16 protein-coding genes, 1 tRNA gene and 1 pseudogene (1 of these 18 running past the window's edge) are annotated in these 17224 nt (G+C 47.9%); 15 read left to right on the top strand and 3 right to left on the bottom strand.

The genetic code is table 11. The annotated features are described in order from the left end of the window. Window positions 1-12: 12 nt before the first annotated feature. The 7 genes from F4Z13_05795 to F4Z13_05765 all read left to right on the top strand — a co-directional run bounded on the left by F4Z13_05795 (window position 13) and on the right by F4Z13_05765 (window position 6294). On the top strand, window positions 13-1341 hold the full coding sequence (locus F4Z13_05795) for a glutamyl-tRNA reductase (protein ID MXZ48744.1): 1329 nt from the start codon (window positions 13-15) through the stop codon (window positions 1339-1341). After that, entirely contained in the window at window positions 1310-2206 is an 897-nt protein-coding gene (gene hemC / locus F4Z13_05790) for a hydroxymethylbilane synthase (protein MXZ48743.1), read from the top strand. The genes F4Z13_05795 and hemC overlap by 32 nt, the downstream gene beginning before the upstream one ends. A 71-nt stretch (window positions 2207-2277) precedes the next feature. Then, window positions 2278-2354: transfer RNA gene (locus F4Z13_05785), tRNA-Met, on the top strand. A 173-nt stretch (window positions 2355-2527) separates the two neighbouring features. Then, window positions 2528-4399, top strand: coding sequence for a hypothetical protein (locus F4Z13_05780; protein ID MXZ48742.1), 1872 nt, complete (start codon window positions 2528-2530; stop codon window positions 4397-4399). A 13-nt stretch (window positions 4400-4412) separates the two neighbouring features. Further along, a complete protein-coding gene (xseB, locus tag F4Z13_05775) occupies window positions 4413-4649 on the top strand; it encodes an exodeoxyribonuclease VII small subunit (GenBank protein MXZ48741.1) in 237 nt (78 codons plus the stop codon). Then, window positions 4650-5543, top strand: a complete 894-nt coding sequence (locus F4Z13_05770; protein MXZ48740.1) for a polyprenyl synthetase family protein — start codon at window positions 4650-4652, stop codon at window positions 5541-5543. It begins immediately after the preceding gene. Further along, the gene (locus F4Z13_05765) at window positions 5527-6294 is read left to right on the top strand and encodes a TlyA family RNA methyltransferase (GenBank protein ID MXZ48739.1); all 768 of its coding nucleotides are present in this window, start codon (window positions 5527-5529) and stop codon (window positions 6292-6294) included. Before F4Z13_05770 ends, F4Z13_05765 begins: the two co-directional genes overlap by 17 nt. Here the strand turns inward: F4Z13_05765 and fsa are convergent. Next, complete coding sequence (gene fsa / locus F4Z13_05760; GenBank protein MXZ48738.1) at window positions 6272-6916, bottom strand: fructose-6-phosphate aldolase; 645 nt, start codon at window positions 6914-6916, stop codon at window positions 6272-6274. The genes F4Z13_05765 and fsa overlap by 23 nt on opposite strands. A 237-nt stretch (window positions 6917-7153) precedes the next feature. On the opposite strand from fsa, the gene F4Z13_05755 reads away from it, so the two are divergent. Both F4Z13_05755 and F4Z13_05750 read left to right on the top strand, forming a co-directional pair. After that, a complete protein-coding gene (locus tag F4Z13_05755) occupies window positions 7154-7450 on the top strand; it encodes a hypothetical protein (protein MXZ48737.1) in 297 nt (98 codons plus the stop codon). A gap of 29 nt (window positions 7451-7479) precedes the next feature. Continuing rightward, window positions 7480-8364, top strand: coding sequence for a hypothetical protein (locus F4Z13_05750; GenBank protein MXZ48736.1), 885 nt, complete (start codon window positions 7480-7482; stop codon window positions 8362-8364). Window positions 8365-8604: 240 nt separating this feature from the next. Here the strand turns inward: F4Z13_05750 and F4Z13_05745 are convergent, their stop codons facing one another. Beyond that, window positions 8605-9420, bottom strand: a complete 816-nt coding sequence (locus tag F4Z13_05745; protein ID MXZ48735.1) for a DUF547 domain-containing protein — start codon at window positions 9418-9420, stop codon at window positions 8605-8607. Between the two features lie 441 nt (window positions 9421-9861). On the opposite strand from F4Z13_05745, the gene F4Z13_05740 reads away from it, so the two are divergent. The 3 genes from F4Z13_05740 to ileS all read left to right on the top strand — a co-directional run bounded on the left by F4Z13_05740 (window position 9862) and on the right by ileS (window position 14344). Continuing rightward, complete coding sequence (locus F4Z13_05740) at window positions 9862-11043, top strand: hypothetical protein (GenBank protein MXZ48734.1); 1182 nt, start codon at window positions 9862-9864, stop codon at window positions 11041-11043. 70 nt (window positions 11044-11113) lie between these two features. After that, window positions 11114-11452 carry a hypothetical protein gene (locus F4Z13_05735; protein MXZ48733.1) on the top strand — a complete coding sequence of 113 codons (339 nt, stop codon included), beginning with the start codon at window positions 11114-11116 and terminating at the stop codon, window positions 11450-11452. 72 nt (window positions 11453-11524) lie between these two features. Next, window positions 11525-14344, top strand: coding sequence for an isoleucine--tRNA ligase (gene ileS, locus F4Z13_05730; protein MXZ48732.1), 2820 nt, complete (start codon window positions 11525-11527; stop codon window positions 14342-14344). A gap of 27 nt (window positions 14345-14371) precedes the next feature. Here ileS and F4Z13_05725 read toward each other — a convergent pair whose 3' ends face one another. Further along, on the bottom strand, window positions 14372-14713 hold the full coding sequence (locus F4Z13_05725) for a histidine triad nucleotide-binding protein (protein ID MXZ48731.1): 342 nt from the start codon (window positions 14711-14713) through the stop codon (window positions 14372-14374). A gap of 187 nt (window positions 14714-14900) precedes the next feature. Between F4Z13_05725 and F4Z13_05720 the strand changes: the two genes are divergently transcribed. The 3 genes and pseudogenes from F4Z13_05720 to F4Z13_05710 all read left to right on the top strand — a co-directional run. Further along, complete coding sequence (locus tag F4Z13_05720) at window positions 14901-15653, top strand: (Fe-S)-binding protein (GenBank protein MXZ48730.1); 753 nt, start codon at window positions 14901-14903, stop codon at window positions 15651-15653. Then, complete coding sequence (locus F4Z13_05715) at window positions 15650-17095, top strand: iron-sulfur cluster-binding protein (protein MXZ48729.1); 1446 nt, start codon at window positions 15650-15652, stop codon at window positions 17093-17095. Before F4Z13_05720 ends, F4Z13_05715 begins: the two co-directional genes overlap by 4 nt. A gap of 117 nt (window positions 17096-17212) precedes the next feature. Beyond that, window positions 17213-17224: pseudogene (locus tag F4Z13_05710) on the top strand (lactate utilization protein C); it runs 459 nt beyond the window's last position.

Here is a 17224-nt window from a genome sequence, read left to right as displayed (position 1 = left end):
CGGAAAAAGCAGATGGTAGAGATAGTTTCAGTCGGAATAAGCTACAAGACAACCCCCGTGGAAGTGCGGGAGAAGTTCTCTTTTTCGGATGAGGATATTAGGGAAGCACTCCGAATCCTTCGTTTGAGAGAAAATGTGCTTGAATGCTTCATAGTGTCCACCTGTAACCGAGTTGAGATATATGCGGTGACCGAGAACCGTGGAAAATGCGAGGAGGAGATAAGGTCCTTTCTTCTGGATTTTCATAAGCTTGGGGACAAGAGCCTTTATCCCTATATGAATACCCGCTTGGGATCTGATGCGGTTAGACATTTTTTCAGGGTGGCGGCCAGCATTGACTCCATGGTAATCGGAGAAACTCAGATCCTGAACCAACTCAAAAATTCATACAGCGTAGCGCGTTCCGAGAATACGGTCGGACTCATACTTAACAGGCTTTTTAACAGAGCTCTTTTCACCGGGAAAAAAGTTAGGGCCGAAACGGGGATATCTTCTCAGGCGGTCTCGATAAGTTACCTCGGAGTGGAACTTGCAAAAAGAATATTCGAGAACCTTGCAAACCGCACCGCCATGCTGGTGGGAACCGGTGAAATGGGAGAACTCTTCGCAAAACACCTTATCTCAAACAACATAAGGGAACTCTATGTAACGAGTAAGAATTTCCATAACGCGGAAAAATTTTCACAATCCTTTAAGAGCAAACCTGTAAGGTTCGAAGAGATGCTTTACCGTCTGAAAGACATCGATATTCTTGTTACCGCGACCGGGTCTTCTGATTACATAATAAGAAGTGAACACATAAAACAGTCTCTCAAGCTCAGGAAAAACGATCCGATCTTTATGATCGATATAGCCGTCCCGCGCGATATAGATCCGAAGATAAACAGAATTCCCGGGGTTTACCTCTACGACATAGACGACCTGAGAGTTGTTCGGGGCGAAAACTTAAATTCCAGAAAAGAAAATCTAAAGAAAGCTGAAGAAATAGTTGCGGACGTAGAAAGAGCTTTTATGGACTGGATGGAAAGCCTTAAGGTTTTTCCCATCATAATCGATATCAAGCAAAAATTCGAGAAAATAAAAAAGACCGAGGTCGAGAAGGCGCTTCGAAAACTCGAGGGCGGTACCGGAGCACAGAAAGAAATCATAGAAAGCCTGGCAAATTCAATAATCGGAAAGATATTTCACGACCCGGTCACCAACCTGAAGAGGAGAACATCCGGTTACGAAGCGGCTCTTTACTCCGAGGTAACGAGAAGACTTTTTGAGCTCGACCCGGTGGACGCCTCGCAGGACACAACAGATATTTATGACGAAGCTGAGAATTGGGACCAGGGGTAGCAGGCTCGCCCTGTGCCAGGCCCGCCTTGTCGAAACAGAACTTCGCGCTGTTTTCCCTTCACTTGAAATGGAAATAACGAAAATAAAGACCTCGGGAGATATAAACTCCGAAGAGGACATCTCCCGGATGGGTGGCAAGGGGATCTTCGTAAAAGAAATAGAGCAGAGCCTTCTCTCAGACGAAATAGATATCGCCGTTCACAGCATGAAGGACATGCCTTCAGTTCTTCCAGACGGGCTCATCATAGGTTCTGTGCTTAAAAGAGAAGACTCGAGAGATGTTTTCGTCTCAGCAGACGGACGTACCCTTGAACAGCTCGGAGGGAAAGGCAGGGTGGGGACCGGAAGCATAAGAAGAAGAGCTCAGCTGCTTTTCAGGTTTCCTAATCTGGAAGTTGTCCCTATAAGGGGAAATGTTGATACTAGGCTAAAGAAAATTTTCTCAGAAGACCTTGACGGAATCGTTCTGGCCGCAGCGGGACTCAACCGGCTCGGGCTTTCCGAACGCATTACCCAACACCTTGCGCAGGATGACATGGTTCCGGCCCCATGTCAGGGAATAATCGCCATAGAATGCAGAGAAGATGATACCGAAACCAGAAACCTCATATCCTCAATCACGCACCCGGACACAGAAACCGTAGCAGTGTTTGAACGCTCCTTCCTGGAAACTTTTGGTGGAGACTGCCAAATTCCGCTTGGATGCTGTGCGCTAGTGCATCTTGGAAAAATATCGGCACATTCTGTTTTTATAGATATGGAGGAAAAGACAGTCTCCAGGAACACCTGGAAGTGCGATTCGGAAAAAGCTTCCGCAGAAGGATCTCTTATGGCCAAGGACCTTATGAAACGGGCAGGGCTTTAAGGAGACACCCGAAGGTGCTCTGCTTGACATAACCGGTGTCTTGATTACATTTTTCGGTTCATTGCTTCTGTCGCGGGGTGGAGCAGCTTGGTAGCTCGTCGGGCTCATAACCCGAAGGTCGCGGGTTCAAATCCCGCCCCCGCTACCAATCTGCTACTATAGCCTTCTTTTGAGAACTGCAATTATCCTTCAGTATTACTCTGACAATTCACGATGCTAAATGGGGGATTCTTGTTTCTTTTTTAACCCTGCTCGGGTTATAATTTGCCATTAAGGGTTCTTTTTCGAACCCTAACTTCCGTAAAAAGGGTGGGTATCTCTTTGCTTGTTATGGTGTCCCTTGCCTTGGTGCTGGGAGTAGTCGGCCAGATGCTCTCCATCAGGACAGGATTTCCAAATATTGTATTTTTCCTCATTTTCGGGATTTTGGTAGGTCCGGAATTCTTATCTCTGGTCCATCCCTCGGAGTTTGGAGAAGGACTTGAAATAATAATAAAGCTCTGCGTAGCCATCGTTCTTTTCGAAGCAGGACTCAACCTGAATAAAGAGGAGGCTCGTAGCCACGGGAACATAATACTGCTGCTTATAACCGTGGGCGCGATGATTACGATGGTAGGCGGGGCGGTCTTCGCGTACTTTGTAGGAGATCTTTCCTGGGAAATGGCCTTCGTTTACGGCGCTTTGGTCATAGTAACCGGCCCAACCGTTGTCCATCCCCTATTGAGAAGATTCAAAGTTAAGCCAAACCTAAAACACATACTCGAGTACGAAGGAGTTCTGATCGACCCTATCGGGGCCTTGATAGCTCTTTTTGTAGTTGAGGTAGTCCTTATCGGAAGCACCCAGACTGCGTCTGGCTTAACCTTCGGATTCATAAGTCATGTCGGGGAGATCGGCCAAGCAGTGCTCCTTGTCGTTTACAAGTTTCTAGTAGGTGGGATTTTCGGTCTTCTTGGAGGTTACGCAGCGACCTTTGCAGTTAAGAGATTCTATATCTACATGGAGGACTTCGTAGATCTTTTTATGCTTGCCTCAGCACTTGCCGTCTACGGATTTGCAGAAATGGTAACTCTGGATGCCGGGCTCGTGGCGGCTATCGTCTCAGGAGCTATAGTCGGAAACCTCAATATTCCAGAGGAAGAGGAAATGAAGAAGTTCAAGGGCAAGCTTACGATTCTTGTCATTTCTCTGCTCTTCATTTTTCTCGCGGCAAGCCTTGAACTCGATTATATAAAGGATTTGGGTATCTATGGCCCCTTGATTGTGCTCGGGCTGCTTTTCATCGTACGACCGATAGAGATATTTCTTCTCTGCATGCGTTCCAATCTTTCGATCAGGGAAAAAATGTTTCTTTCGTTCGTTTCCCCGAGAGGAATCATCGCCGCGTCAATAGCTTCGATTATAGCCCTGGAGTTGCACAGACATGAAATTGAGGGTGGCAATACGGTCCAAGGACTTGTATTTCTTACCATAGCTATTTCGGTCTTCCTTCAAGGAGGTGCAGGAGGCTTTGTCTCAAGGGTACTAGGGGTTAACGACAATAGGAATAAAGTGGTGATACTAGGAGCCAACAATCTCGCAAGACTTCTGGCGAGATTGCTTGAAAAAACAGGAAAAGAAGTCTGCCTAATAGATACAAACAGGAGGCTTGTCGAGCTTTCCAAATCACAAGGACTAAATGCGATTGAGGGAAACGGCCTGACCGTTGACGGACTTGAGAAGACGGAAATTTCTTCCCCGGATACCCTTATATCCCTTACAACAAGCGATCATGTGAACGTTCTTGCCTGTCGTCTTGTGAGAATAGATTTCAAGGTCAGTAACGTTTGTGCACTTATAAACAGGATGGCGAGTCCTTCCGATATTGAGGACATGGAAAGATTCAGGGTTCCCCTTGCTTTCGGAAAAAAAATTGACGTGATGGATATATATTCGAAAATTACTGCTAAGGAATACGTTGTCTTCAAATCCCAGATCAAAAAAGAAACAATCGATAAAATGGATTTTGAAAAATCGCTTCCGGAGCACATGATTCCACTTGTCGTGGAGAGAACGAGAACCGAAGAAGTTTCTGTTTACCATGAAGGCTTTAGTCTTGAGGTGGGAGATATGGTGTCCATTCTCGATGTGGACCCGGTTTCAACAAGCCCTCATGTTCTTGGGGAATTCGAAAAAGAGTTAATTGAGGTGTAGAGGTGAAGAGAAGATGAGTTCCGAGATGAAATCCTTTGAAAACCTTCTTGATGAAATAAAGGAAATTGTCGATACGCTTGAAACGGGGAAACTGCCTCTTGATGAATCCATTGAAAAATTCGAACGTGGGGCAAGCCTTATAAAGGAATGTTATTTAATTCTTGAGAGCGTAAAAAAGAAAATAAGTCTTATAGTGGAAAAAAACGACGGTACTTTTGATCTTGAAGATTTTAGCAATGAAGAACAGTAAATGAGTTTTGACACAAAAGAGTACCTCCACACACGAAAAGAGATCATTGACCGCAGCCTACGCGAATACCTGCCTCCCGATAAGGCCGAAACAAAGCTCCATCAATCAATTGCCTACAGCGTACATCCAGGCGGAAAAAGGCTAAGACCGATACTGTGTCTTGCCACCGCGGAGCTTATATGCGGAAGCCATAAAAATGTTTTGCCTGCGGCGTGCGCGATTGAGATGATCCACACCTATTCCATCATTCATGACGATCTTCCCTCAATGGATGATGACGATACCAGAAGAGGGGAACCGTCAAACCATAGGGTCTTCGGAGAAGCCGTGGCCACCCTGGCAGGAGACGCTCTTTTAACCGATGCCTTCAGTCTGATAACGGAAAAGTCCCTCAAGGAAAGTATATCGTCAGAGCTTATATTGCGAGTGATTTCCATTATTTCCGAGGCCGCGGGGTCGAAGGGAATGGTTCTCGGGCAGGCATTTGACCTTGAGATGGACGGGGGACAGCATTTATCAGTTAATGAAATTTCGAATACTTACCTAATGAAAACGGCAAAAATGATCACAGCATCCGTTCTTAGCGGAGCAATTCTCGCTGGAGCGGGCGAGGAAGAGGTCCTGAAGCTCAAATCCTATTCGGAGAAAATAGGTATCGCCTTTCAGATAAAAGACGACATTCTGGATGTTACGGGAAGTCACGGCACAACACAGGAGTCAGAAGACAAAACCGGAGCGAAGAAATACACCTACGTATCTGTTATGGGAGTACAAGCATCAAACGCCAAGGTCTCCGAGCTCACAAACCAAGCCATAGGAGAGCTTGAAAGTTTTCAGAAAACTCCAAACCCTCTAAGAGAAATAGCCATCTGGTTAAGTGAAAGAGAAGAATAAAACGAGACTTGACAGCCTCCTTGTCGAAAAAAAACTTGCCCAAAGCGGAAACCAGGCCCGGGCGCTTATAATGTCGGGGCGGGTTGCGGTGGACGGAAAAAAAGTAGAGAAACCCGGAACGGCGGTAAAAAAAGATTCCGAGGTTGTAGTGGAGCATGACCCTAGAAGATTCGTAAGCAGGGGAGGGCTTAAGCTTGAGAAGGCAATAACGGAGTTCGATATAGACATAAGGGGGAAAGTCGCCCTTGACATAGGAGCATCAACCGGCGGTTTTACGGACTGTCTTCTGCATTTTGGGGCATCCAGAGTCTATGCCTTTGACGTGGGTCACGGGCAGATTGACTGGAAGCTTAGAAATGACAAGCGGGTCATAGTAAGGGAAAAGATAAACTGCAGGTACCTGCGGGCAGAAGACGTCGGAGAAAAAATCGATATAGTCACGATCGACGTTTCTTTTATTTCTCTCACGATGATAGTAGAACCTGCCGTTTCCGTGCTTGCCGATAACGCAACGCTGATTGCTCTAATAAAACCCCAGTTCGAGGTAGGCAGAAAAGACGTTGGAGCGAAGGGAATAGTAAGAGATGAGGGTAAACTCAAAGAAGTTAACGACAAAATATTATTCTATCTTAGTGAGTTAGGATTTAAAATTAAAGGCTTGGTTGAATCCCCTATAAAAGGATCCGGAGGCAATAGAGAGTCCTTAGTTTGCGCCTCATGCATTGCATCTACTTCTTCCCCCAGTCCTTAAGAAACCTCTCAAGTCCTATGTCAGTGAGAGGATGTTTGAACAGCTGGGTAAATACCCTGTAGGGGAAAGTTGCAACATCGGCTCCCATCTTTGCCGCTTCCACTATGTGCATCGGATGCCTTATACTTGCAACTAGTATCTCGGTTTCATAGGCGTAGTGCGCGTAGATCTCGCAGATATCAAGCACAAGGTCCATCCCGCTAGACGACACGTCGTCAAGCCTTCCGACAAAAGGGCTTACGTAGGCAGCTCCAGCTTTTGCAGCCAAAAGCGCCTGAGAAGGAGAAAAAACAAGGGTAACGTTAACATTTACCCCCTCGTCTGAGAGGGTTTTTGTGGCTTTTACACCGTCTTCGGTCATAGGAAGCTTGACGACTATATTCTCATCTATACCCGCCAGTCTCCTGCCTTCCGAGATCATCTCGGAATACTCGGTGCTTAACACCTCCGCGCTTACCGGGCCCTTTACCACATCGCATATCTCCTTGACTAGGTCCTCGAAGCTTTCCTGGCTTCCTTCTTTGGAGACAAGTGAAGGGTTTGTTGTTACGCCGTCCACTATTCCGAAAGCCGCGGCGCTCTTGATTTCTTCCATGTTCGCTGAATCTATGAAGAACTTCATTTTCCTCTCCTCTTGCGGAAGTTCCGCTTTTCTTCGGTTTACTTTACTGAAACACAATACATCCTCGGGAAGAAAATAACAGAAATAGACATTTTTTAAATGTTTCCGTTAACAGCACGCCATCTGTTCGGAAGCATAGTGCGCTTTTTTGTCAGGTTTCGCAGTAGCTGGATAATTGTATTTACTAGAACCAATCGTTACAATTACCTTTTAATTTTTTAAAAGGAGGAAGACCTAATGAAATACTTTACCGTTTTATTTCTTGTTGCGGCGGCAGTGCTGCTCATTAACGTTCCGGCTTTCGCGTCCGGTTCCGCCTCCGCGGGGAGTGGAGCGAGCCCCAGAAGCGATTACGCCAAGGGAAAGGCGATAACGTTCAGCAAGCTTGTCTGCGACACCTGTTCAATGCAGAAGGGCGACCTGAACAAGGAAAGCGCCATGGGCCTCAAAGAGAGCCTTGGAGAAATGCAGGACCTCAGCAGTGAAGAGAAGAAGCTTGTAAGCGAGTATCTAAACCGCCGCTACAAACTCTGATTCCATACAGAAAAAAAGGAGAGATGATTATGAGAAAATTAAGTTTGATTGCAATTTCTGGAATTATTGCGGTTTTCGGCTATCTGCCGCTTGCCAACGCGGGCAATTCCGCCTGGCTTCCGGCTCCGGGAGGAGGTTCCGTTTCTCTTTCCCTCATTTACCAGAGTGCTGAAGAATACTGGAGCGGCAGCAGTAAAGCTCCCAATGGAGGAGCTCTTGGGGATGGTAACAACCTTACCCAGGGAACCGCTACGGTTCAGGTCAAGTACGGGCTTATGGACTCCTTGGCTCTTGATCTGGCTGTGGGAGCGTCCCGGGCTTCAAAAGTCGGAACTGGACCGAAGAAATCTGACGATGAAAACGGCATAACGGATGTGAAAGCTGGCGTAACCGTTCGTCTGGTCGACGAGGCGGTAACCCAATCGGCGCCGAGTATCGCCGTCCGCATTGGGGGGATAGTGGGCGGAAACTACGACACGGGCTACATAAACTCGATCGGCGACGGGGGAGATGGTGTTGAATTTTCTGGAATCGTCGGCAGGTTTCTCTCTGATAACTTCGCCATGTCCGGCGAACTTGGTTACCGTTTCCTCAATCAAGACATTCCAGATGTTATTTTCGCCGACGTCACCGGAACCCTTATCCTTGCGGACATGCTCGGAGTGAGCGTTAACTACACGATGGAAAACGCAAGGGATGCGATTGATCTCGGAGGTCCCGGGTTCGGCATAGAAGATGTTCCAAATCGAAAGAGGTTCTGGCTGGTAGAAGAAGACTTTCACGCCATCGGGTCGACGCTCACTTTTCTTACGGGCGACAGAACTAGCATAAGCGGTTCATACGCAAGGGTTATTGCCGGTCGCAACACGGGGGAATTCAACATTTTCGCCGTTTCTCTCGGTTACTCCTTCTGAGGCGCCTGATCCGGAGAGAGCAGACGTAAGCGGACTTGTTCTTCTTCTCAGTTTAAATCAGCTCCGGCATGCCAGACGGGATCCTAGAGGCGGGTCTCATCCGGTATGACCGGAGTTTTTTCGCCCCGAGAAACGGGCCGGAACCGCCGCTCCGCAGCGTAACCAACCTATGCGGATAATGTTCAGGGCGATTTTCTCCGCTAACGGAAATCTGTATTGCGCCCAGGGAAAAGCTTTTAATCATGGGCAGTTAAGGTTCCAGTCGTACTCGTAATCCATCGTTCCTTTGAAATTTCGAAGTCTTTTTGCCAGCTTTTCATCGGCGTAGCTTGCAAGATGCCGGATGATGTCCTGCTCGCTTTTACCGAAATCCTCCGAATACCAGTCGTAGATGCTCGAGATAACAATCAGATCGTTTCCCATGAAGCTCACCCCGCGCGGATGATTCACGTACTCTCTCGCCGCGCCGCCTAGCAGCTTCTGGGTGTTTTCCCCGGTAAAAGCCGTCTGAAGAAGATTCGGACATCCATAGCTCGCGCAGCTGACCCCGTAGTGGATAAGGTTATCCTTCCAGATGTGACGGAGAATGTCGTTTTCTATGTTGTCAAGAGTGAGACTTCGCCCGGCTACTTTCGCGCGCACTTCCTTCCACGGACCCGAGCATTTCGAACCGGAAGCCCGGTCTTCGCATATTTCGAGTATGGACTTAACGGGAAAGGCATCCGCAACAACTTTCACCGTAAGGGCGTTGTAGAAGTTAATCCAGTATGCTTTCTGCTCGGCCCTCGAATAATCCCTAGGGTCGATCTTCTGCAGGTAGTCAAGATAGCTTTCAAGTTTCGCCCTGTCCCGGGCGCTTTTCTTGAGCGCGGCATAGTCAAATTTGTTTATTCCCGCGCTGTGAATCCGCAGATACCCGTCAAGCAGTTGCTGCCAGGCGCTGTGGTCAATCTTTTTCGGGTTTGACTCATTCGCTACGTCCCAGAACGAAACCGACTTGGTTTTAGCCGAAGCAGGAGACGTAAAAAAAAATAAAACGGCCGAAACAACGAGAATAAAAACAAAAAACCCTCCGGCAGTTCCGTGTTTCGCGGTTTTTTGGGTTATCACCTTTTCGTCCTCTCTATTAGGCAATTTGGGCAAACAATAAAAAAGCGGATTGTGTATTATTATTTCTAATGCTAACAGCACCCTTGAGAATTAAAAGTCACCCATATCTCTCGATGGCTTGTTCTGTCTCTCCCCCCGGCGGAAACGGTTTATCCCGCAGATTGAAAAGAAAGCTTCATCGGGCACGCAATAATTCTGAGAATTGCCGACAACGCAATGACTCCAAGTAACTGGCGTTATTTCTGAACCGAGATGCCTGCTTTTAATGGGAACGCCGGGTCTTCAACCGCTGCTCGCCGCCTGACGGACATAACCGGATTATGGTGCGCCGCCGCCTATTGCGCTCTGGCCTTTTTTGCCCGCCAGCCTGGAGAACCCGCTTTGTCCTTGTTCTTTCTTACAGCGGCATGTGCGGGGCTTCCGGTGTTTTTTCTCTATTTTTATATTTCCCGCCGGGGTGAACGATTCCCGGTCGGCCGCATTTTTCTCTGGGCGGCGGTATTCAGGTTCTGCGGCCTTCTGGGTGGACCTTTTTTTGAGGATGACTTCTACAGGTATCTCTGGGACGGCTACCGCTTCGCGACGGTCGGCACTCCTTACGGTATTGCCCCCGAAGCTTTTTTTGCCGACCCCGCAGTTCCAAAGCTGTTTCAGGGGATTCTTGATCAGATAAACAACCCCGGGCTGGCAACCATCTACGCCCCAGTGACCCAGTTTGTCTTCCTTCTAGGCTATTATCTCTCTCCGGGAAGCGTAACGGCGCTCCAGGCAATTCTCATAATATTTGATCTTGTGACCATAGCTCTGCTTTTCCGCCTGACATCCGCCGGAAATGTCATGCTCTACGCATGGTGTCCACTTGTCGTAAAGGAGATAGCTTTTACCGCTCACCCAGACGGAGTAGGGGTATGTTTTCTTCTGGCAGCGATTGTTCTCTCAAGAAAATCCCGATGGAAAACCGCTTCCATCTGCCTTGGAATGGCCGCCGCGACCAAGGTATTCGCGCTGCTTCTTGTCCCTCTGGTGCTCCTTCGTGCCGCACCGAGATATTGGATGCTGTCGGCAGCCGTGTTCCTGGGTCTCTACGCACCGTTTGTCTTAAGCGGCGGAACCGACATGCAATCGTTTGCGGTTTTCGCCCGGGAGTGGGAGTTCAATTCCGCGCTCTTCGGCCTCCTCTCAGCTGTTCTGGGGACATTTGAGAGCAAACTCGTGCTCGGCCTTGGGTTTGCCGCTTTGTGGATATCTTACGGCATTCGCTACCGTAAAAGCGGCGAGCGGATACCCCGGGGTGACTTGATCTACGGAGCGCTTCTAGCGGTATCGACGGTTATCAATCCATGGTACCTGCTGTGGCTTCTTCCCTTTGCCGCTGTTTTCCCAACCGCCTGGGCGTGGACGGCATCGCTTGCGGTACTTGCGAGTTATATAACCGGGCTTAACCTTAACGACTACACCATGGGGCCGTACCAGCAGCCGATATGGGTGCGCCCGCTTGAGTTCACCCCCATCGTGCTGGCGGCGGGCTACGATGTGTTCCGGTATCGGAGACAAAAGATGGGGCACTGAACGGCCTTGAATCTTACTTCAAGAAATTATTTGAAAAATATTGTAAAATTCTTTTTTGGCGGAGGTAAGAATGGAGCTCTACATATCAATGAAGGCTGAGAACATAAATCCAACAATGTTCAAGCATGCAACAATAATGGATATGCCTTCACCCCAGAGTAACGGCTATTTCATCGCAGAATACAGGGAGGCCCAAGAAGAAAGAATACTAATCCTTCACAGGTACTCTTCAATACTTGAAAAAAAACTCCAGAAAGTCGGGTATTTTCTTGTGGAAAAATTCAACAACGGAATAATCGTCAAGAAAAAAGTCGACGAATCAAGAGACTACATGGACGAATGGGAAGAATGGGTGGAGTTTTCAAATGCCCTGCTTGAAGAATTTGAATCTTTTTTCGATAATGTCTGATAATCCATTATCGGCGAACTGACCGGAAACCTCGGGTTTCCCAGCCTCCCCGCAAATACTTCTAACAATAAGATGCAGCAGAAAATAAACTACAAAGACACCCTTAACCTTCCCAGAACGGATTTCCCGATGAAGGCCAACCTCCAGCAAAAAGAACCTCTCATTCAGAAATCCTGGGAAAAGGAAGACCTCTTCGGAGAAATCCGCAAAAAAAGCCGCGACCGTGAAAAGTTCCTTTTCCATGACGGGCCCCCTTACGCAAATGGCCCCATTCACTTGGGACATCTGCTTAACAAGGTTCTAAAGGACCTTGTCGTGCGCTCAAAGATAATGGAAGGGTTTGACGTGGACTTCGTTCCCGGCTGGGATTGCCACGGTCTCCCGATAGAGCACAAGGTCTTAAAAGAACTGGGGGAAGACGCAACTTCCATGCCGGCGCTCTCAATCAGACGCAACTGCAGCAAATACGCGTCAAAATACGTAAAAATGCAGTCAAAGCAGATGATCCGCCTCGGGACTCTGGCCAACTACAAAAAACCCTATCTGACAATGACCCCCGATTATGAAGCCGGAGTGTTAAGGGCCTTCTCGAAACTGCTTGAAAAAGGGCTTGTTTACAGGGACTTAAAACCTGTCCACTGGTCAATCGATAACCGCACTGCCCTCGCCGAGGCGGAACTCGAATACCACGAAAGAGAGGACAGGAGCGTCTACGTGCTCTTTGAAGTTGACGACCCGGCGGCGCTGCCCCCGTCCCTTAACGCGGAACAAGCCGAAAGGGTATGCCTTATGATATGGACCACAACGCCATGGACCCTTCCGGCAAACCTCGCCGTCGCCGTAGCCCCGAAGGGGAAATACGGTCTTTACAGGTCCCCTGAAGGTGAGAATCTGATTATCGGCGAGGCACTTTGCGAAGAAGTTTTCGAAAAATCTGGAAGAAAAGATTACGAAAAAGCCGGTTCCTGCCTGGGAGAGGAATTGTCGGAACGGGGCGTATCGTGCAACCACCCGTTTATTGAAAGAAAATCAGTCGTAGTAACGGCCGATTACGTGACTTTTTCAACCGGCACAGGATGTGTCCATACGGCCCCCGGTCACGGCGATGAAGACTACAGAACCGGTCTTCAGGAGGGGCTTGATATCTACTGTCCGGTTAAAGAGGACGGCACTTTTGACGATACGGCGCCGGAATGGCTGAGAGGGAAGGGGGTCTGGGAAAGCAATGAATTGATAACGCATAGACTTGCGGATGCTGGAAACCTTTTTCACTCAGAACCCTATACACACAGTTATCCGCATGACTGGCGAAGCAAGACGCCTACCATATTCAGAGCGACAGATCAGTGGTTCATACATATGGACAAACCGTTTGGCGAGACCGGAAAAACCCTGAGAGAAATAGCAATTGACGCGGTCGGGAAAAAAATCGATTTCTATCCGGATTGGGGAAGAAGCCGCCTCGGCGGCATGCTTGAGTCAAGGCCTGACTGGTGCATATCGAGACAGAGATCATGGGGACTTCCGCTTCCATACTTTACGGACGGAGAGGGAAGGGCGGTTATGACGGCGAAAATCGTTGTGGCCGTTGCCGAAAAAATAAGAGAGAAGGGTTCTGACGTCTGGTTTTTCTCTGAGCCGCACCAGCTTCTTGATAACTATGATCCGCAGGACGACCCCGAAGCCCCGGACTGGCTTAAGTCAAAAGAGGATTTGAAAGACCTTTTAAAAGGCGGTGACGTATTTGACGTGTGGCTTGAGTCGGGCTCTTCCTGGAACTCGGTCCTCAACGCAAGAGATCTCGGGTACCCGGCGGATATGTACCTTGAGGGTTCGGATCAGCACAGGGGGTGGTTCCAGTCCTCCCTTCTTGTGGCCCTGGGAGCAACCGGAGAACCTCCCTTCCGTGCGCTTTTCACCCATGGATTCATGGTGGACGCCCGGGGCAGGAAAATGAGCAAATCCGGCGGCAATGCGATCGAGGTCGAAGATATCCTGCGTAAATACGGGGCGGACATATGCAGATGGTGGGTAAGCTCGCTTAGCTACTCAAACGATATAAAAGTCGACTGGGAGTTTTTCGACATCGCCGCGGACGAGTACAGAAAAATAAGGAATACCTTACGGTTTCTGCTGGGGAACTTAAATGACTTCGACCCGGCGCAGGACAGCATTGAATTCGAAGAGGATGACAGGAACTCGATTGACCACTGGGCATACTGCGAGTTCACCAAGTTCGCAAACGAAACCTTGGATGCCTACTCGGGCTTTAGTTACAAGCAGGCAAGCGACCTTATTTTCTCTTTTTGCTGCGATGAGATGAGCGCCGTTTACCTCGAGTGCATAAAAGACAGGCTTTACTGCGAAAAAAAGGACAGCAGGAAAAGAAGACGCGCCCAGACGGTCATGTACAAGGTAGCCGATGGAATCATAAAGTTTCTCGCCCCTGTCCTAGTCCATACTTCCTTTGAAGCCTATAAATCCCTGAAAAGAGAGGACGATGCCAACGTGCACCTTGAAACATTCCAACGCATTAAGAAAGTTGAGGCCGATAAAATCTGGAACGATGTTATGGATATAAGGAAACTATGCCTAAAAGCCCTCGAGGATGCGCGGGGGGAGGACGGCATAAACAACCCCCTTGACGTTGCTCTTTCAGTGACGGTTAACAAAGATCTTTTTGACAATGTAAAGAAGTTCGAACCGGAGCTTGAAGATCTCTGCGGGGTAAGCAGATTTGAGGTCTTTGCGGGAGAAGAAATCCATGTGGAACTCACGGATCTTTCCCAGGAACCTAGATGCGAGCGGTCCTGGAAAAGGGGTAGGACCGTAAAGAAAAGGTCAAATGGAAGATTCCTCAGCGAGAGGGATGCATCAGCGCTTGGGCTTTAGTCCGCTAACACCTCAGAGTATATGAAATTACCCCGGGGGCCAGGTAAGGGTCCTTCCACCGAGAATATGCATGTGCAGGTGAAAAACGCTTTGTCCTGCATCCTCGTTCGTGTTTACGACAAGCCTGTACCCGCTCTCACTAAGGCCGAGCATTGAGGCTATTTCCGAAGCCTTAACCATAAGGTGTCCCAGAACGGTCTGATCTTCAGTCTTAACAGTCGCCATCGAAATTATTTCCTTTTTCGGGATGAGGAGGACATGAACAGGAGCCTGGGGATTTATATCCCTGAAAGCCAGACAGAACTCATCTTCATATACTATATCGGCCGGAATTTCTCGATTTATTATTTGTGTGAAAATCGTGCTCATGCCTGTGATTGTCCACCAACTTGGTTTTGATGTCAAAAACCCTTGTTAACTCTTCCGGTTCATTAACGGATGGATCTATAAAGAATGGAGAATTTGAATTGAGACTATACGGAACAAAAGCTTATTTGCTGGAAGACTGGGAACAGTTTGTAGAAATCCCGTGGGTTAAAGTTATCTTATATGAAGTATGACCCCTCCTGAGAGAAAACAGAGAATCCGTCTTTTCATAAGCTGCCTTGTAGACAATTTTTTTCCCCAAGTAGGAGAAGCAATGCTGAGGGTTCTCTCCGGCATGGGACTGGAAATCGAATTTCCGCAAGAGCAGACATGTTGTGGGCAGCCCGCGTTTAACTCCGGTCACGCAAAAGAAGCCGAGAAGGTCGCCTGTCACTTTCTTGATGTTTTTGGCGATGGGGACGAGGCAATCGTGTGTCCCTCGGGTTCATGCGTATCCATGGTAAAACACTATTACGCGGAACTTTTCCGTAATGACCCAGAAAAACTGCCCCAAGTAGAGAAGATTTCATCCAACATTTATGAGTTCTCAGAATTTGTTTTCCAGCATAAAGAAGCTCTCAATCTTAACTCGGCATACAAGGGCAGGGTTACGTTTCATGATTCCTGCCACGCGCTCAGAGAACTAGGGATAAGTTCTCAACCTCGCGAACTTATCAGGTCCCTTAACGGAGTCGAACTCGTTGAAATGGAGATGGCCGATGCCTGTTGTGGCTTTGGAGGAACTTTTTCAATTAAGTATCCGGAAGTATCAAAATCCATGCTTCAGGAAAAAACAGACTCGATCCTGGATTCAGGGGCAGATGCTGTCGTTTCAACCGACATGGGATGCCTCATGAACATAAAAGGACTTGTATCCAGAAAAAAAATGCCTGTAAAAGTGCTTCATCTGGCCGAGCTCATTGCTTTTGAGGACACTAAATGATTACCGAACGCATAGATTTCAAGAAAAATTCCGTAGAGGCTCTAAAAAGCCCAAAGCTGAAAAAAGCTCTTGTGAATTTCACCGACAGGTCAAGAGTCTTCAGACGGAAAGCGGTAAACGAAGTCTCTGAGTGGGAAGAACTCAGGTCCGAAGCCAGAAGGATAAAAGAAGATGTGATCAACAATCTGGACAGCTATCTCCTGGAACTTGAAAGAAGCGTTATCAGGATGGGTGGCAACGTACACTGGGCAAAAGATGCCGAAGAAGCTTCCTCAATAGTGGTCAATATAGCCAGAGAAAACAACGTCAGAAACGTCGTGAAAAGCAAATCGATGGCCACAGAGGAGATAGAACTTAACAGGCACCTCATATCAAACGGGATAAACACCGTGGAAACAGACCTCGGGGAATACATAGTTCAGCTTTGCGATGATCATCCCTTCCACATAATCGCCCCCGCAATCCACAAAACCAAAGAAGACATATCGAAGCTTTTCTCCGAGAAATTCGGAGTGCCCGAGTATGAAGAGCCGGAAAAGCTTACGGAAATAGCGAGAAAAAAACTGAGAGAAAAGTTTCTCTCGGCAGATATGGGCGTTTCCGGGGTGAACTTCGCCGTGGCGGAGAGTGGAACCATAGCAATAGTGGAGAACGAGGGCAATGCCAGGCTTGCAACCACGTTTCCAGACATACACGTGGCTATCATGGGAATAGAAAAAATCGTTCCCAAGTTCGAGCAGCTCTCCATCTTTTTGAGCCTCCTGGCAAGGAGCGCAACGGGGCAGAAATCCTCCACTTATGTTTCTCTTATAACGGGCCCCAGAAGGGAAGGGGAGAGTGATGGCCCCCGGCAGTTTCACCTTGTTTTTCTTGATAACGGAAGAAGCGACATAGCAAGATCAGAGGAGACAAAGGAATCGCTCTACTGCATAAGATGCGGAGCCTGCATCAACATATGTCCGGTTTACAGGCAGGTAGGAGGGCACAGTTACGGATGGGTTTACTCGGGGCCGATAGGCGCGGTAATAACTCCCCAGTTAAACGACTTGGAAAAAACGGCAGACCTCCCGTTTGCGTCATCCCTTTGCGGAGCCTGCAGGGACGTGTGCCCGGTAAAAATCGATTTTCCCCATGTTCTTCTCTCTCTGAGGCAGAAAGTAGTGGAGCAGGGCAGGAAAAAGCCGGATCCGGCAGGATTCATGGAGAAAATTGCTTTTCGGGTCTGGAGTTTCGTTTTCAGTAAGCCATTTTACTATAATCTTACAGGAAGAGTGATGGTTTTTCTTCAGTATTTCTACCAAAAAGGCAATGAATTAGAGGGACTTCCATATGCTTTTTCAAAGTGGACTAGAGAAAAAAACTTTCCTGCCTTCTCGAAAAAACCCTTCAGACAAAGATGGAAAGAGAAATACCATAGGGAAGATGGAACAGGACTAAGATGATCTTTAAAGAATCCAAGGCACTTATACTACAAAACTTACTAAATCCCGCGGGAACAATGGAGAAAAGGGGAAGGGAAGAAACTACAAAGAATGGTTTTCTAAACCCTCAATTATCTATTGATCAAAGCA

It is taken from the genome of Candidatus Dadabacteria bacterium (assembly GCA_009837205.1).
GTDB lineage: Bacteria > Desulfobacterota_D > UBA1144 > Nemesobacterales > Nemesobacteraceae > Nemesobacter.
The sequence above is the reverse complement of the archived record's forward strand: the minus strand, read 5'-3'. Positions and strand labels throughout refer to the sequence as shown.

Coding starts and splice junctions, on each gene's coding strand:
- F4Z13_05795 (MXZ48744.1), top strand. CDS start 13: ATGGTAGAGATAGTTTCAGTCGGAATAAGCTACAAGACAACCCCCGTG.
- hemC (MXZ48743.1), top strand. CDS start 1,310: ATGACGAAGCTGAGAATTGGGACCAGGGGTAGCAGGCTCGCCCTGTGC.
- xseB (MXZ48741.1), top strand. CDS start 4,413: ATGAGTTCCGAGATGAAATCCTTTGAAAACCTTCTTGATGAAATAAAG.
- F4Z13_05770 (MXZ48740.1), top strand. CDS start 4,650: ATGAGTTTTGACACAAAAGAGTACCTCCACACACGAAAAGAGATCATT.
- fsa (MXZ48738.1), bottom strand. CDS start 6,916: ATGAAGTTCTTCATAGATTCAGCGAACATGGAAGAAATCAAGAGCGCC.
- F4Z13_05755 (MXZ48737.1), top strand. CDS start 7,154: ATGAAATACTTTACCGTTTTATTTCTTGTTGCGGCGGCAGTGCTGCTC.
- F4Z13_05750 (MXZ48736.1), top strand. CDS start 7,480: ATGAGAAAATTAAGTTTGATTGCAATTTCTGGAATTATTGCGGTTTTC.
- F4Z13_05735 (MXZ48733.1), top strand. CDS start 11,114: ATGGAGCTCTACATATCAATGAAGGCTGAGAACATAAATCCAACAATG.
- ileS (MXZ48732.1), top strand. CDS start 11,525: ATGCAGCAGAAAATAAACTACAAAGACACCCTTAACCTTCCCAGAACG.
- F4Z13_05725 (MXZ48731.1), bottom strand. CDS start 14,713: ATGAGCACGATTTTCACACAAATAATAAATCGAGAAATTCCGGCCGAT.
- F4Z13_05720 (MXZ48730.1), top strand. CDS start 14,901: ATGACCCCTCCTGAGAGAAAACAGAGAATCCGTCTTTTCATAAGCTGC.
- F4Z13_05715 (MXZ48729.1), top strand. CDS start 15,650: ATGATTACCGAACGCATAGATTTCAAGAAAAATTCCGTAGAGGCTCTA.